3 protein-coding genes and 3 pseudogenes are annotated in these 16,863 nt (G+C 62.4%); 5 read left to right on the top strand and 1 reads right to left on the bottom strand.

Features of this window, described 5'->3' with window-relative positions; translation table 11 throughout:
• Positions 1-50: 50 nt before the first annotated feature.
• From JFV26_RS34590 to JFV26_RS33110, 5 genes and pseudogenes are all read left to right on the top strand, one after another.
• Positions 51-596, top strand: a pseudogene (locus tag JFV26_RS34590) (AMP-binding enzyme); the annotation flags it as partial.
• 227 nt (positions 597-823) lie between these two features.
• Positions 824-6,366, top strand: a pseudogene (locus JFV26_RS34595) (amino acid adenylation domain-containing protein); the annotation flags it as partial.
• Between the two features lie 50 nt (positions 6,367-6,416).
• Positions 6,417-12,035: a non-ribosomal peptide synthetase gene (locus tag JFV26_RS34600; protein WP_342215513.1), complete on the top strand. Its 5,619-nt coding sequence runs from the start codon at positions 6,417-6,419 to the stop codon at positions 12,033-12,035.
• 168 nt (positions 12,036-12,203) lie between these two features.
• Positions 12,204-13,355: a macrolide transporter subunit MacA gene (gene macA / locus JFV26_RS33105; RefSeq protein WP_201197687.1), complete on the top strand. Its 1,152-nt coding sequence runs from the start codon at positions 12,204-12,206 to the stop codon at positions 13,353-13,355.
• Between the two features lie 2 nt (positions 13,356-13,357).
• Positions 13,358-15,317, top strand: a pseudogene (locus tag JFV26_RS33110) (MacB family efflux pump subunit).
• Between the two features lie 187 nt (positions 15,318-15,504).
• Here the strand turns inward: JFV26_RS33110 and JFV26_RS33115 are convergent.
• Positions 15,505-16,845, bottom strand: a complete 1,341-nt coding sequence (locus tag JFV26_RS33115) for a diaminobutyrate--2-oxoglutarate transaminase family protein (protein ID WP_201197688.1) — start codon at positions 16,843-16,845, stop codon at positions 15,505-15,507.
• Positions 16,846-16,863 lie beyond the last annotated feature (18 nt).

Consider the following 16,863-nt stretch of genomic DNA (forward strand, 5'->3'; position numbering starts at 1 on the left):
CGGTGGAACGCTTCCTGAATGACCCGTTCAGTGACGTGCCGAATGCGCGGATGTACCGAACTGGCGACCTGGGGCGTTACTTGCCGGATGGCAACATTGCCTATCTGGGGCGCAACGATGATCAGGTCAAGATTCGCGGCTTCCGTATCGAATTGGGCGAAATCGAGGCGCGTCTCAGCGCGCATCCGGCAGTGCTGGAGGTCGTGGTATTGGCCCGCGAGCACGTACCCGGCGAAAAACGCCTGGTCGCCTATTACACCTCACTGCAAACACTCGACATCGACGCCCTGCGCCGTCACCTGCAAACCCAACTCCCGGACTACATGATCCCGGCCGCCTACGTGCACCTCGACGCATTGCCGCTGACCCCCAACGGTAAGCTCGACCGCAAGGCCCTGCCGGCACCGGACCTGGCATCGGTCATCACCCATGGCTACGAAGCCCCGCACGGCGAAGTCGAAATCGCCCTCGCAGAGATCTGGCAAAAATTGCTCGGTCTGCCGCAGGTCGGTCGCCATGACCAGTTCTTCGAGCTGGGCGGCCACTCGCTGTTGGCGATTCAGTTGATTTCCCAGGTGCGGTTGCAGCTGGGCGTGGAATTGGGCCTGGCTGATCTGTTCGATCACCCGCAACTCGCGGCACTGGCGCAGGCCGTGACCCAGGCCAGTCGCAGCACCTTGCCGGACATCGTCAACGTCTCCCGCGAAGAAGACTTGCCGCTGTCGTTCGCTCAACAGCGCCTGTGGTTCCTGGCGCAAATGGAAGGGGCAGCGCGGCCTATCACATGCCCGCCGGCCTGCGCCTGCGTGGCAACCTGGACCGCATCGCCCTGCAACGCGCCCTCGCTCGGATCGTGGCGCGCCACGAAGCGCTGCGCACCACGTTCATTCAGGACCACGGCGAGGAAGCCCGGCAATGCATCGCCCCGGCCGACTGCGGTTTCGCCTTGCGCCAGCACGATTTGCGTGGCCAGGCCGATACTGACGCTGAACTGCAGACCCTGGCAGCACAAGAAGCCGCCGAGCTGTTCGACCTGGAGCAAGGCCCGTTGATTCGCGGCCGCTTGATCCGCCTGGGTCACAAGGATCACGTGCTGCTGGTGACCATGCACCACATCGTTTCGGACGGCTGGTCAATCGGCGTGCTGACCCAGGAACTGGCAGCGCTGTATAACGCCTTCTGCCATGGTCTCGACGATCCGCTGCCGGCGCTGACCGTGCAATACGCCGACTATGCCGTGTGGCAACGCCGCTGGTTGAGCGGCGAAGTGCTGCGCACTCAATGCACTTGGTGGCAGCAGGCCCTGGCCGAGGCGCCAGCGCTGCTGACGTTGCCGACCGACCGACCGCGCCCGGCGCAGCAAGACTACGCCGGCGCCTCGCTGGCGGTAGCCCTCGATCAAGACCTGACGACTGACCTCAAAGCCTTGAGCAAACGTCACGGCACCACGCTCTACATGACGCTGATGGCCGGCTGGGCAGCGCTGTTGAGCCGACTTTCGGGCCAGGACGAAGTGGTGATCGGCTCGCCGGTAGCCAACCGCATGCGGGCAGAAGTCGAGGGCTTGATCGGTTTCTTCGTCAACACCCTGGCCGTGCGTGTCGATGTCTCTGATGCGCCGAGCGTCGAAGCCTTGCTCGCGCGGGTCAAGACCCAGACCCTCGGCGCCCAGGCCCATCAAGACCTTCCGTTCGAGCAAGTGGTGGAGGTGCTCAACCCGGTGCGCAGCCTGGCCCACAGCCCAGTGTTCCAGGCCATGTTGTCGTGGCAGACCCTGGACAGTTCCGAGCTGCTGCTTGATGGCCTGAAACTTGAAGGCCTGGGCGTGGCCAATAGCGTCGCCAAGTTCGACCTGTCGCTGGAACTCGGCGAGGTCCAGGGCCAATTGTTCGGCACGTTGGAATACGCCACTGCGTTGTTCGATGAATGCACCGTGCAGCGTTACCTCGGCTATTTCGAACGAATGCTGCGGGCCATGGTGGCTGACGATCAGGCGCTGGTTGAACGGATTGCGCTGTTGGACGAGGCCGAACGTCAGCGTTTGCTGGTCGACCTCAATGCCACGCAGACCGAGTACCCCCACGACCAAACGATCCATCAATTGTTCGAAGCGCAAGTCAGCGCGCAACCGGACGCCATCGCAGTACTGTTCGACGGTGAGCGGCTGAGCTACGCCGAGTTGAATCGCCAGGCCAACCAGTTGGCGCATCACCTGATCGAGCAGGGCATTCGTCCGGACGATCGGGTGGCGATCTGTGTCGAACGCGGAGCCGAGATGCTGATCGGCCTGTTGGCGATCCTCAAGGCCGGCGCCGGTTACGTGCCGCTCGACCCGGCGTTCCCGGCGGAACGGCTGGCCTACATGCTCGCCGACAGCGCGCCGACGATGCTGTTGACCCAGCGTGCACTGCAAGCGCGACTGCCCGCACTGGAGGTACCGGTGGTGCTACTCGATCATTCGGAACGGGTGCACAGCGGCATCGCCATCGGCGACGAGCACAATCCGGTTGTCCCGACGCTGGGCGTGCGCCACCTGGCCTACGTCATCTACACCTCGGGTTCGACCGGCAACCCTAAAGGCGTGATGATCGAACACCGTGGCCTGGTCAATTACAGCATCGATGCGGTCCGCTTGTTCGGCCTGACGCCGGCCGACACCGTGCTGCAACAGAACACCCTGAACTTCGACCTGTCGGTAGAAGAGATCTTCCCGGCGCTGATCGCCGGCGCGACCCTGGCGCCGAGCCGTGACCTCTTCGGCACGTCTCAAGACGCCGAGATCCGGCCGACGTTCCTGCACCTGACGGCGGCGCACTGGCACACCCTGGCCGCCGAGTGGCACTACACTCCGGCGCTGGCCCGCGAGCAGTTGCGCGACGTGCGCCTGATCAATGTCACCGGCGATGCCTTGTCGACCCACAAGTTGCAGATGTGGGAACAGCTGCGCCCGGCGCACACGCAACTGATCAACACCTACGGCCCGACTGAAGCGACGGTATCGTGCACCGCGACCTACGTGACCTACGAGGCGCTTAACCGCAATGCAAGCATCGGCACGCCGATGGCCAACACCCGGATTTACCTGCTTGATGCCCACCAGCAACCGGTGCCGTTCGGGGTCACGGGCGAGATCTTTATCGGCGGCGACGGCGTGGCCCGGGGTTACCTCAACCTGGACGCGATCAGCGCCGAGCGATTCCTCTCCGACCCGTTCAGCGACCTGCCCGACGCGCGGATGTACAAGACCGGCGACCTGGCGCGCTATCGCCCGGACGGCGGCCTCGAATACCTGGGTCGCAACGACTTCCAGGTCAAGGTCCGGGGATTCCGTATCGAGCTGGGCGAGATCGAAGCCCGACTCGGCGATTGCGCCGGGGTCAAGGAAGCGGCAGTGATCGTTCGCGAAGATGCGCCGGGTGACAAACGCCTGGTGGCTTATGTAGTGCCGCAAACCGGTGTCGTGCTCACGGCCGCGAGTTTGCGTACGCAGCTGTCACCGGTGTTGGCCGAGTACATGCTGCCGAGCGCGTTCGTCAGCCTGGCGGCGCTGCCGCTGACACCGAACCGCAAACTCGACCGTCAGGCGCTGCCGGCGCCCGACGCCGAGGCTTACGCCAGTCGGGTCCACGAAGCGCCGCAAGGGGTTAGCGAAATCGCTCTGGCGCAGATCTGGCAGGACTTGCTCAAGGTCGAAGCGGTGGGGCGTCATGACCATTTCTTCGAACTCGGCGGCCATTCGTTGCTGGTGATGCGCTTGATCTCACAAGTACGTCAGCACCTCGGTGTGGAGCTGAACCTGGCGGATGTCTTTGCCCATCCCGACCTGATCGCGCTGGCGCAAGTACTGGCCCGGGCCGCACGCAGTACCCAGCCGGCTATCGTGCCGGTGTCCCGTGAGCAAATGCTGCCGTTGTCCTTTGCCCAGCAGCGGCTTTGGTTCCTGGCGCAGTTGGACGGCGCGAATGCGGCGTATCACATGCCCACCGGCCTGCGTCTGCGCGGGGAACTGGACAATCTGGCGCTGACCCGTGCACTGGATCGAATCGTCGCCCGCCACGAAGCCTTGCGCACCACGTTTGTACAGGAACAAGGCCTGGAGCCGGAGCAACGCATTGCCCGCGCCGATATCGGTTTCGCCCTGCAAATGCTGGATCTGGCGGAACATTCGGACGCCGAGGCGGAGCTGCTGGTGATGGCCGCCGAGGAAGCTCGCCAGGCGTTTGATCTGGTGCAAGGTCCACTGGTCCGTGGCCGCTTGGTGCGCATGGCCGACGACGACCATGTGTTGCTGGTGACCATGCACCACATCGTCTCCGACGGTTGGTCGACGGATGTGCTGACCCGTGAACTCGGCGTGCTGTACGAGGCGTTCCGCCAGGGGCAGGACGATCCGCTACCGGCCTTGTCGGTTCAATATGCCGACTACGCTATTTGGCAGCGCAACTGGCTGACGGGCGAAGTGTTGCTGCAACAGGAAGTCTACTGGCAGCAAACACTGGCTGGTACGCCGGCGCTGCTGACATTGCCGAGCGACCGTCAACGTCCGGCGCAGCAAGACTATTCCGGCCATGCCGTGGGGCTCGCACTTGACGCAACCCTGACCCGCGACCTCAACGCGTTGAGCCAGCGCCAAGGCACCACGCTGTTCATGACGGTGATGGCGGCCTGGGCGACGGTGCTGAGTCGCTTGTCCGGACAAAGTGACATCGTCATCGGCACGCCGGCAGCGAATCGCTCGCGTTGCGAAGTCGAAGACCTGATCGGTTTCTTCGTCAACACCCTGGCGCTGCGTCTCGACGTCTCGGCGGAGCTGACCGTCGAAGGCTTGCTGCAACAGGTGAAGGTTCAGACCCTGGGCGCCCAGGCGCATCAGGACTTGCCGTTCGAACAAGTGGTGGAAGTGGTCAGGCCGGTTCGCAGCCTGTCTCATAGCCCGGTGTTCCAGGCCATGTTGACCTGGCAGAGCAGCGAAAACGTTGGACTGGAACTCGGTGGCATGGCGCTGCAAGGCCTGGGCGTAACCAGCCGTACGGCGAAGTTTGATGTGCTGCTGGACATGGCGCAGGTCGGCGGCCGACTGTTCGGTTCGCTGGAATACGCCACCGCTTTGTTTGACCAGTCGACGATGGAACGCTACCTCGGTTATTTCGAGTGCGTATTACGCGCCATGGTGGCCAACGAACACCGCGTGGTCGCGCACATTCCATTGTTGGGCGACAGCGAACGCCAGCATCTGCTGGAAAGCTTGAATGCCACGGCGGTCGACTATCCGCAGGGCTTGACCTTGCAGCGCTTGTTTGAGGCGCAGGTGACGGCCCAGCCGGACGCCATCGCTGTAACGTACGAAGACGATCACTGGACCTACGCCACCCTGAACCGCCGCGCCAACCAGGTCGCCCATCGTTTGATCGATCTGGGCATCCGTCCGGACGACCGCGTGGCGATCTGCGTGGATCGCAGCCTCGACATGCTCGCTGGCTTACTGGGCATCCTCAAATCCGGCGCGGCGTATGTGCCGCTCGACCCGGATTACCCGGCCGATCGCCTGGCCTACATGCTGGAAAACAGCGCGCCGGCCGTGGTCCTGACCCAGCGCGCCTTGCAGGCCAGCCTGCCGGCAACGGCGGCCAAGGTCATGTTGCTGGATGCGGCAGAAGAGGAAGGTTTCTCGGTTCAACCGATATCCGATCCGCTGGTCGATGGCCTGAGTCCGGACAATTTGGCCTACGTGATCTACACCTCGGGGTCGACCGGTCTGCCCAAGGGCGTGATGAACGAGCACGGCGCCGTGGTCAACCGCTTGCTGTGGATGCAGGACGAATACCAATTAACGCCGGCTGACGCCGTGCTGCAAAAGACCCCGTTCAGTTTCGACGTCTCGGTCTGGGAGTTTTTCTGGCCATTGTTCTGCGGTGCGCGGTTGGTGATGGCGCGCCCGGCGGTCATCGCGAGCCGGCGTACCTGCGGGAGGTGATTGAAGCCAAAGGCATCACCACGATGCACTTTGTGCCGTCGATGCTGGACGTGTTCCTGGCCCATGACGATGTCAGCGAGTGCAAGGGCCTGCGGCGGGTCATGTGCAGCGGCGAGGCGCTGCCGGGGCATCTGGTGCGGCGCTTCAAGGCGCAACTGCCGGGCACCGCGCTGCACAATTTGTACGGGCCAACCGAAGCGGCCGTGGACGTCACGGCCTGGGAATGCGCAGGTTCGGAAACGCCGGACAGCACGCCGATTGGCAAGCCGGTCGCCAACACCCGCATCTACTTGCTGGATAGCGCCCAGCAACCGGTGCCGCTGGGCGTGGCGGGGGAGATTTACATCGGCGGCGTGCAAGTCGCCCGGGTTATCTGCACCGTCCTGAACTGACGGCCGAACGTTTCCTGGATGACCCGTTCAGTGACGTGCCGAATGCGCGGATGTACCGAACTGGCGACCTGGGGCGTTACTTACCGGATGGCAACATTGCCTATCTGGGTCGCAACGATGATCAGGTCAAGATTCGCGGCTTCCGTATCGAACTGGGCGAAATCGAGGCCCGGCTCAGCGCACATCCGGCGGTGCTGGAAGCGGTGGTGCTGGCTCGCGAGGACGAGCCTGGTGACAAGCGTCTGGTGGCTTATTACACCTTGCAGGTCCAGGACCATCCCGTGGAGATTCAAGCGTTACGCGCCCATCTGCACGTTCAATTGCCGGAATACATGGTGCCGGCCGCTTATGTGCGGCTCGATGCGTTGCCACTGACGCCGAACGGCAAACTGGATCGCAAGGCCTTGCCGGCGCCGGATCTGGATTCGCTGATAACCCAGGGTTACGTGGCACCGCAAGGCGCCGTCGAAACGACCCTGGCGCAGTTCTGGGCTGAATTGCTCAAGGTCGAGCGAGTCGGGCGTCACGATCACTTTTTCGAACTGGGCGGCCACTCGCTACTGGCGGTCACGCTGATCGAGCGCATGCGCCGAGCCGGCTTGAGCGCCGATGTGCGCGTATTGTTCGGCCAGCCAACGCTGGCGGCATTGGCGGCGGCCGTGGGTGGCACAACCGAAGTTATGGTGCCGGACAACGCTATCGCGCCAGGTTGCGAGCGGATCACCCCGGCGATGTTGCCGCTGGTCACGCTGTCCCAGGACGAGATCAAGCACATTGTCGCCAGGACTCCGGGTGGTGTGGCCAACGTGCAGGACATCTATGCGCTGGCACCCCTGCAAGAAGGGATTTTGTATCACCACCTCGCGTCGCAGCAGGGCGATCCGTATGTGCAGCAAGCGCTGTTTATCGTCAAGGATCGCGCTCGACTGGATGCCTTCGTCGACGCCTTGCAAGGCGTGATCGACCGGCATGACATCCTGCGCACGGCGGTGCTCTGGGAAGGATTGCGCGAGCCGGTGCAAGTGGTCTTGCGCGATGCCCAATTGATTGTGCAAACCTGTGTCTGCGAGCCGGGTCACGACATCGGCGCGCAACTGCGCGAACGTTTCGACCCGCGCCACTACCGGCTCGATGTGCGCCAGGCGCCGCTGATGCGTCTGGCCTGCGCCTACGATGAGCCACAACAGCGTTGGGTGGCCTTGCTGGTTTACCACCATATCGCGCTCGACCACACGGCGCTGGAGGTGGTCCAGCACGAAATGCAGGCTTACCTGTCGGGGCAGCAAGCGCAATTGGGCGCTGCGGTGCCGTACCGCAACTATGTGGCGCAAGCCCGGTTCGGGATCAGCGAAAGCGCCCACGAGAGGTTTTTCAGCGAAATGCTGAGCGACGTCAAGGAACCGACCTTGCCGTTTGGCCTGCACGATGTGCAGGGCGACGGCACAGGCGTCGAGCAGGCGCAATTAGTGGTCGACGAGGCCCTGAGCCGGCGCTTGCGCACTCAGGCTCGGCAATTGGGCGTCAGCGCGGCGAGCCTGCATCACCTGGCATGGGCGCAGGTCGTGGCGGGCGTGTCCGGACGTGAAGACGTGGTGTTTGGCACCGTGTTGATGGGCCGGATGCAGGGCGGCGAGGGCGCTGATCGGGCGCTGGGACTCTTTATCAATACCTTGCCGTTGCGGGTAGATGTCGGCGCCATCGGCGCTCGGGCGGGGGTCAAGGCAACACATGCACGTCTGGCCACATTGCTTGGACACGAACACGCTTCGCTGGCCCTGGCGCAACGTTGCAGCGGTGTGGCCGCGCCGGCGCCGTTGTTCAGCGCCTTGTTGAACTACCGGCACACGGCAACCCAGGTCAGCGCTGATGCAGTGTCGGCCTGGAACGGCATCGAAGGCTTGGGTGGCGAAGAGTGGAGCAACTATCCGCTGTCGCTGAACGTGGACGATCTCGGCGAACCGTTTGTGCTGACCGCCTTGGTGGTGTCGCAGATCGGGGCGAAACGTGTCTGCGGTTACATGCATGCCGCACTGGAAAGCCTTGTCAATGCGCTTGAACGCACCCCCGAAGCACCGCTGCGCGAGCTGGCCATTCTGCCGTCGGCCGAACGCCGGCAACTGCTGCTGGAGTTCAATGCCACCGATGCGGTTTACCCGCATGAACGGACAGTGCACAGCCTGTTCGAAGCCCAGGCACTGGCCCGGCCCGACGCCATCGCCGTCGAACACGCCGGGCAGTCACTCACCTACGCAGAACTGGAGGCGCAGGCGAACGATCTGGCGCATTACCTGCGCGAACACGGCGTGATGCCACAGGCTCGGGTGGCAATTCTGCTGAATCGCTCGTTCGACCTGATCGTCAGTGAACTGGCGATTCTCAAGTGCGCCGCCGTCTATGTGCCGCTGGACCACCATGCACCGCAGGATCGCCAGCGCTTCATGCTGGAAGACTGCGCGGCGACGTTGATACTGACCACCCGCGACAGGCTCGTCCCGGAGGGTGTGCGGCGGGTCAACCTCGATGATTTACGCCTTGCCTACCGTGGGCAATCCGCTGTTCAGGCCTCACAGGCCAGCGATTCCCCGGCGTACATCATGTACACCTCCGGTTCCACCGGCCAACCGAAGGGCGTGATCGTGCCGCACCTGGCCATCGGCCGCTTGGCGATTAACAACGGCTATGCGGATTTTGGTGCGCAAGATCGCGTCGCCTTCGCGTCGAATCCGGCTTTCGACGCCAGCACCATGGAAGTGTGGGGCGCGTTGCTGAACGGTGGACGGGTCGTGATCATTGATCACGACGCCTTGCTCAACCCGCCGCAGTTGGCCCGGGAGTTGACGGATAACGGCGTGTCGGTGCTGTTCGTGACCACGGCGATGTTCAATCAGTATCAAGTGTTGATTCCAGACGCACTGGCGGGGCTGCGCATCCTCATGTGCGGTGGCGAACGCGGTGATCCGGCCTCGTTCCGGCGCTTGTTGGCGCAGGCGCCGGCACTGCGGTTGGTGCATTGCTACGGCCCGACCGAAACCACCACCTTCGCAACCACCCATACCGTGACTGACGTACCGGAAGGCGCGATGAATGTGCCGATCGGCCGGCCGATTTCCAACACCCGGATCTACATCCTCAATGCCGCGCAGCAGCCGGTGCCGGTCGGGGTGACAGGTGAGATTCATATCGGCGGCGCGGGCGTAGCCCTCGGTTATTTGAACCGTGCGGACTTGACCGAAGAGCGCTTCATCGTCGACCCGTTCGGCGAACGGGCGGCGGCGCGGCTGTACCGGACCGGCGACCTCGGGCGCTGGTTGCCGGACGGCACCATCGAATACCTTGACCGCAATGATGGCCAAGTGAAAATCCGTGGTTTCCGCATCGAACTGGGTGAGATCGAAGCCCGCTTGCACCAGTGCCACGGGATTCGCGAAGCCCTGGTTGTAGCCCGTGAAGACAGTCCCGGCGACAAGCGTCTGGTGGCGTATTACACGGTTCAGGCGAGCGGTGAAACACCTGACGCCGAAACCCTGCGCTTGCAACTGCACTCGCTGTTGCCGGAGTACATGGTGCCGGCGGCTTACGTAAGGTTGCCGGTCTTGCCGCTGACGCTGAATGGCAAAGTCGACGTCAGCGCGCTGCCGGCACCGGAAACCGGGGCCTATGCGAGCCGCGACTATGAAGCGCCGATGGGCGCACTGGAGACCACGCTGGCCGGTCTGTGGGCCGAGGTGTTGAAGCTGGAACGGGTGGGTCGCCATGACAATTTCTTTGAAATGGGCGGGCATTCGCTGCTGGCGATCCGCTTGGTAGGGCTGCTGGCGCAGGCCGGCCTGAGCCTGTCCCTGGCCGAGTTGTTCCAGCATGAAAGCGTCGCCTCGATGGCCTCGATGCTGCAGGCTCGCAGCCCGGATATCGAGGTTCACGGCACGGTGGTTCCGGTGCGCAAGGCTGGCACGCAGAACCCGCTGTTCCTGGTGCATGAATTCAGTGGCCTGGACGTTTACTTCCCGGCGCTGGGCAAGCACATCGATCCGGATATCCCAGTCTACGGTTTGCCGGCGATTGCCTGGGGTGAGGAGCAGTTGCAGACCATGGAATGCCTGGCCACCCGACTGTTGGGCATCCTGCGCTCCGTCCAGCCCCAAGGCCCGTACCGATTGGCCGGTTGGTCGTTCGGCGGTGTGCTGGCCTACGAAATCGCCACGCAGCTTATTGGTCTGGACGAAGAGGTCGAGTTCATCGGCCTGATCGACAGCTACCTGCCTCGACTGGTGGATCAGGGCCGCGAGCGCTGGGCTCCGGGCGACGCCCACAAGCTGCATCTGCTGGACCGTTGCGAAGTCTTCTGGAACGCCCAGGCATCCGATCAAACCGACGTTGCGGCGATCCTCGATAACCTCGCCCGATTGCAGGCGCAGGTCAGCCGTTTCGACTTCGAAAGTCTTGTGCAGCAATGCCGCGACGACGCTGTGTTGCACCCGGAACTGGCGGCCTATAGCGCGGCTCAGCTCTGGTATTACCTGGATCGCGAGGTTGCCCACGGCCATGCGCTGGCCCATTACACGGTGTATCCGATCTCCACGCCGGTGCATTTGCTCATCGCCGAAGCGCGCAAGGACGATGCACCCGAGCATTGCGGTTACCTGGGCTGGGACGCCGTGCTGCCAAAATCGCAGTTGCACTGCGTGAATGTGCCGGGGAATCACCAGACGATGATGCAAGCACCGAATATCCAGGTGCTCGGTCAAACCATCAACGCGGCACTGCACGCCATCGCGGCACGTCCGGTGGCTACAACATCGAAACCCGACTACCAACCACTGCTGACCATCCAGGGCGGGCGTGCCGGGCAGGCGCCGATCTTCTGTGTACCGGGGGCGGGGGACAGCGTGACCGGGTTTATCGGGCTGACCGATGCGTTTGGCCCGGACTGGCCGATTCATGGGTTGCAACCCCGTGGACTGGACGGCAGCACCGTGCCGTACAGTCTGGTGGAAACCGCCGCCGAGGCCTATCTCCAAGCCATCGACAACGTTCAACCCGAAGGCCCGGTGCATTTGCTCGGACACTCCTTCGGTGGCTGGATTGTGTTTGAGATGGCCGCGCGTTTGCGCGCCAATGGCCGCGACGTGGCTTCGCTGACGTTGATCGACAGCGAGTCACCGGGTGGCAACGGCGTGGTCGGCAAACCCTACACTGCGACCGGGGTCTTGAAGCGCTTGATCGAGGCGATGCAACTCGCTTCCGGCAAGTCACTGGGTATCGATGCCACGGCATTCGGGACGCAGGATGATGCCGGGCAGATGCGCTTGCTGCATGCCGGAATGGTGCGCGCCGGCATTTTGCCGCAACGTTCGGCGGTCAACTCCATGTGCGGCCCGGCACGGGCCTTTGGCACGGCGCTGCGCACGGTCTATCAACCGCAACACCAATACACCGGGCCGGTGCGGCTGGTGCTGGCCAACGACCCGACACTGGACACGGCCGGTAACAAACGCGAGCAAGAAGAAATGATCGAGGGATGGCGCAAGCATGTGCCCAATCTCAGCATCTGGTACGGTCCGGGCAACCATTTCACCATCCTCAAAGCACCTCACGTACATAACCTGGCAGCCTGGTGGCAGGACAGCCTTCCCCTACTCGATGAGGAGACCGCCGATGACTGCCTGTAGGCGTCCTCCCATTGTTGCGAACAGTCGTCACTCAGCCATGCCCGCGCGCCCCTGAAAGGGGGCTTCGCCAACCTTGAGCGCCGACGCATCCAAGCAACACGACGCTCTTATCAATGGATCCCGGCGGTATACCGGCCGGGCCTGACATCAACGCATTCGTGGTCATTTATGGAAAAGTCGAAGTTTCGCAAAATTGCTATCGTGAGCACACTGGTCGTGGTGGCTGGTCTGATTTTCTACAGCACGCAATCGCCGGGTAAACCGCCGGAATACCTGACTGCCACGGTCGAGCGCGGCGACATCGAGAACGCCGTATTGGCGGCCGGGATTCTGCAAGGGGTCAAACAAGTCGATGTCGGCGCGCAGGTGTCGGGCCAGTTGAAGTCGCTCAAGGTCAAATTGGGCGACAAGGTCACCAAGGGCCAATGGCTGGCGGAAATCGATCCGATGCTGGCGCAGAATTCCCTGCGTCAGGCCCAGGTCAACGAAGAAAATCTGGTGGCGAAGAAGCAGGCCACGGCAGCGCAACTCAAGGATGCGAAAGCCACCTACGATCGCTACAAGAAGTTGCAACCGGACGACGCCATTTCCAAGCAGGAGTACGAGACCGCCGAATCGAACTACAAGGTCCAGGCAGCCAATCTGCTGTCACTTGAAGCGCAGATCAAGGACGCCCGTATCCAGGTGGAAAATGCGCGAATCAACCTGGCCTACACCCATATCGTCGCGCCCATCGACGGTTACGTCGTGGGTGTGGTGACCCAGGAAGGCCAGACCGTCATCGCTCAACAACTGGCGCCCGTGCTGCTGAAACTGGCAGACCTGGACACCATGACCGTCAAGGCCCAAGTGTCCGAAGCGGACGTGATTCACATCACGCCGGGCCAGGAAGTGTATTTCACCATCCTCGGCGAGGCGGACAAACGTTACTACGCCAAGCTGCGTGGCACTGAGCCCGCGCCGCAAAACTTCCTGGAAACCCAGGCCTCCGGCGTAACCAAGCAGAACACCGCCGTGTTTTACAACGGCCTGTTCGACGTGCCGAACCCGGACCATCGCCTGCGTATTTCGATGACCGCGCAGGTGCGCATTGTCCTCGACAAGGCCAAGGACGTATTGACGGTGCCGGTTGCGGCACTGGGCTCGAAAAACAGCGATGGCAGCTACCCGGTGCGAGTACTGGATGCCCAGGGCCAGGCGCAGATGCGCAACGTGCAGACCGGGATCAACAACAACGTTCGGGCGCAGATCAAGGACGGTTTGGCCGAGGGTGACAAGGTGGTCATCGGTGAGCCATCGCCCGCAGTGGCAGGGGCCTGACGATGACGCGACCATTACTGGAACTCAAGGGCGTTACCCGCAGCTTTCTCGCCGGCGAGAAAGATTTCATCGCGCTTAAGGACATCAATCTAACCATCAACGCCGGTGAGATCGTTGCAATCATCGGCGCCTCCGGCTCGGGCAAATCGACGTTGATGAACGTGCTGGGCTGTCTCGATCACGCCAGTTCCGGCAGCTACAAAGTGGATGGGCGCGAGACGAGTGCCATGGACGACCATGAACTGGCTGCACTGCGTCGCGACCATTTCGGCTTTATTTTCCAGCGTTACCACCTGCTGCCACACCTGAGCGCGCTGCATAACGTCGAGATGCCGGCCATCTACGCCGGCGTCGGCGAGTCGCAGCGGCACAGTCGCGCGTCGGATCTGTTGGGTCGGCTGGGGTTGGATGGGCATCTGCAGAATCGGCCGAGCCAGTTGTCCGGTGGTCAGCAGCAGCGGGTGAGTATCGCCCGAGCCCTGATGAACGGCGGTGAAGTTATCCTTGCCGACGAACCGACCGGTGCGCTGGATACCACGAGTGGCAAGGAGGTGATGAAGATTCTGCTGGAGCTCAATGCAGCGGGGCATACGGTGATCATCGTCACCCACGATGAAAAAGTCGCGGCCAACGCCAAACGCATCATTGAGATCCAGGACGGCGAGATCCTCAGCGACCGCGTCAACCTGGAACGTCCGGTGGACGATCCCTCGGCCCAGGGCGAACGTCCGGCCAAGGTCAAGCAGGCGAGCCGTCTGGTCGCGGGGCTGGGGCTGTTCAGCGAAGCCTTCAACATGGCCTGGGTGGCGCTGATATCGCACCGGATGCGCACCTTGCTCACCATGCTCGGGATCATTATCGGCATCACCTCAGTGGTGTCGATCGTGGCCATCGGCGAAGGGGCCAAGCGCTACGTGCTCAAGGACATCCAGGCAATCGGTAGCAATACCATCGAGATCTTCCGGGCACCGACTGGGGCGACAGTCGCTCGACCGCCATCGAAACCCTGGTGTTACCCGACGTCACGGCCCTCAGCGAGCAGTACTACATCGACAGCGCCACGCCCAATGTCGGCCGCAACCTGTTGCTGCGCTTCGAGAACATCGATGTGAACGCGACGGTCAACGGCGTCAGCGAGAGTTACTTCCAGGTGCGCGGGATCAAAATGGGCGAGGGCGTATCGTTCGGCAAGGACGATGCCCGGCGCCAGTCGCAGGTGGTGGTGATCGACCACAACACCCGACTGCGGCTGTTCGGTCCGACCGCCAATCCGTTGGGCCAGGTGATTCTGGTCGACAATCTGCCGTGCACCGTCATCGGCGTGACCGAGGACAAAAAAGCGTCTTCAACACCAGCAAGGCGCTGAACGTGTGGATGCCATACGAAACGGCGGCCGGCCGGCTGCTGGGCCAACACTACCTCGACAGCATCACCGTGCGAATGAAGGACGGCCAACCGAGCAAAGTGGTCGAGGACAATGTGGTCAAGTTCATGGAGCAGCGGCACGGCACCAAGGATTTCTACACCTACAACCTCGACAGCATCATGCAAACGGTGCAGAAAACCAGTCAGTCGCTGGCGTTGCTGCTCTCGCTGATCGCGGTGATATCGCTGGTGGTCGGGGGGATTGGCGTGATGAACATCATGCTGGTCTCGGTGACCGAGCGCACCCGTGAAATCGGGATTCGCATGGCCGTCGGCGCACGTCAGTCTGACATCCGCCAGCAGTTTTTGGTCGAGGCGGTGATGGTGTGTCTGGTGGGCGGAACGATCGGTATCGCGCTGTCGTTCGGGATTGGCTACATCTTTTCGTTGCTGGTCAAGGAATGGCAGATGGTGTTCTCGATGGGCTCGATCATCATGGCGTTTGTCTGCTCGACGCTGATCGGTATCGTCTTCGGCTTCGTGCCGGCACGTAACGCGGCGCGACTTGATCCGATCGAAGCACTGGCGCGGGATTGACACAAAAAACGCCGCTGAAAGGCGGCGGGGGTACCCACCTATTTATCTGAACGCCACAAACCCTGTGGGAGCGGGCTTGCTCGCGAAAGCGGTGTGTCAGGCACTATCAATGTTGACTGTGCTGCCGTCTTCGCGAGCAAGCCCGCTCCCACAGGTTAAGGGGTCGGCTTGACTGACGGGTGTCAGGTCAGGCTTTTCCGCCGGCATAAAGCTGGCGTGCTTCACCGGATTTCTTCACCGCTTGTTCAAAGCGATCCAGCACCATGCCCACTTCAGCCTCGGTAATGGTCAACGGCGGCAGGAACCTGAGCACCGCGCCATGACGGCCGCCGGTTTCCATGATCAGTCCGTTGTCGAAGCAGTTGAGCTTGATCGCCCGAGCCCTCGCGCCGTCGCCCTGACCAGCACGGCCGTGGGTGCCGGGCTTGGTGATTTCCACCCCGAGCATCAACCCGCGACCGCGAATATCCCCCATGAATGAATAGCGTTGCGCGATCTGCTGAAGACCGCTCTCAAGTCGCGTGCCCATTTGTGCAGCATGCTCGACGAGGTGATGTTCCTTGATCTGCCGCATGGTCGCAGTACCGGCGACCATCGCCACCTGGTTGCCGCGAAACGTCCCCGCGTGCATGCCCGGACCCCAGGTATCCAGATGCTCGGAAAACACGATCACCGACAGCGGATAGCCGCCGCCGATGGCTTTGGACAGCACCAGAATGTCAGGCACGATGCCGGCATGCTCGATGGCGAAGGTGCTGCCGGTGCGACCCAAGCCGGTCTGGACTTCGTCGACGATCAGCAAAATATCCTGTTCCAGGGTGATTTCGCGCAAGGCTCTGAGCCACTGGGCTGAGGCCGGAATACAGCCGCCTTCGCCTTGCACCACTTCGACGATGACCGCGGCGGGTTTGGTGACCCCGCCTTCAGGGTCGGAAAGGACGGTGCGGATGTAGTCGATGGACAACTGATCGGTGTTTTCGCCGTCAGTGCCGAACGGGCAGCGAAAGCGATAGGGGAATGGCAGAAAGTGTGTGCCTTGGGCGATCAACCCGTTGCCGGCTTTGGGCGACAGATTGCCCATGGCCGACAAGGCACCAGCCGTCATACCGTGATAGCCACCGTGGAATGCCATCAGGGTCGAACGTTTAGTGTAGTGGCGCGCCAGTTTGATGGCCGCCTCGACTGCATCCGAACCGCTGGGGCCGCAGAACAGAATCTTGCTGGTGTTGCGCATGGCAGCGGGCAACAGCGAGAACAGCGCTTGCACGAACGCGTGCTTGGCCGGTGTGGCCAGGTCCAGCGCTTGCTGCAGATGATCGCCGCCGAGAAAATCCATCACCGCATCCCGCACGTCAGGCGGATTGTGCCCCAGGGCCAGGGTGCCGGCGTTCGACAGGCAATCGAGAAACTCCTGGCCGCTGGCATCTTTGATGCGCATGCCCTTGCCGCTAACGAACAGTCGCTGAAATGTCTGCGCGTAGGTTCGCGCGTTTGACTCGACTTTATTGAGATAGCTTAGTTCTTCCATATTCGATCACCTAGTGGC

Source organism: Pseudomonas sp. TH31, from assembly GCF_016650815.1.
GTDB lineage: Bacteria > Pseudomonadota > Gammaproteobacteria > Pseudomonadales > Pseudomonadaceae > Aquipseudomonas.

Excerpts from the sequence above, each read along its gene's own strand:
- JFV26_RS34600 (WP_342215513.1), top strand. The coding sequence starts at position 6,417 with ATGTACCGAACTGGCGACCTGGGGCGTTACTTACCGGATGGCAACATT.
- macA (WP_201197687.1), top strand. The coding sequence starts at position 12,204 with ATGGAAAAGTCGAAGTTTCGCAAAATTGCTATCGTGAGCACACTGGTC.
- JFV26_RS33115 (WP_201197688.1), bottom strand. The coding sequence starts at position 16,845 with ATGGAAGAACTAAGCTATCTCAATAAAGTCGAGTCAAACGCGCGAACC.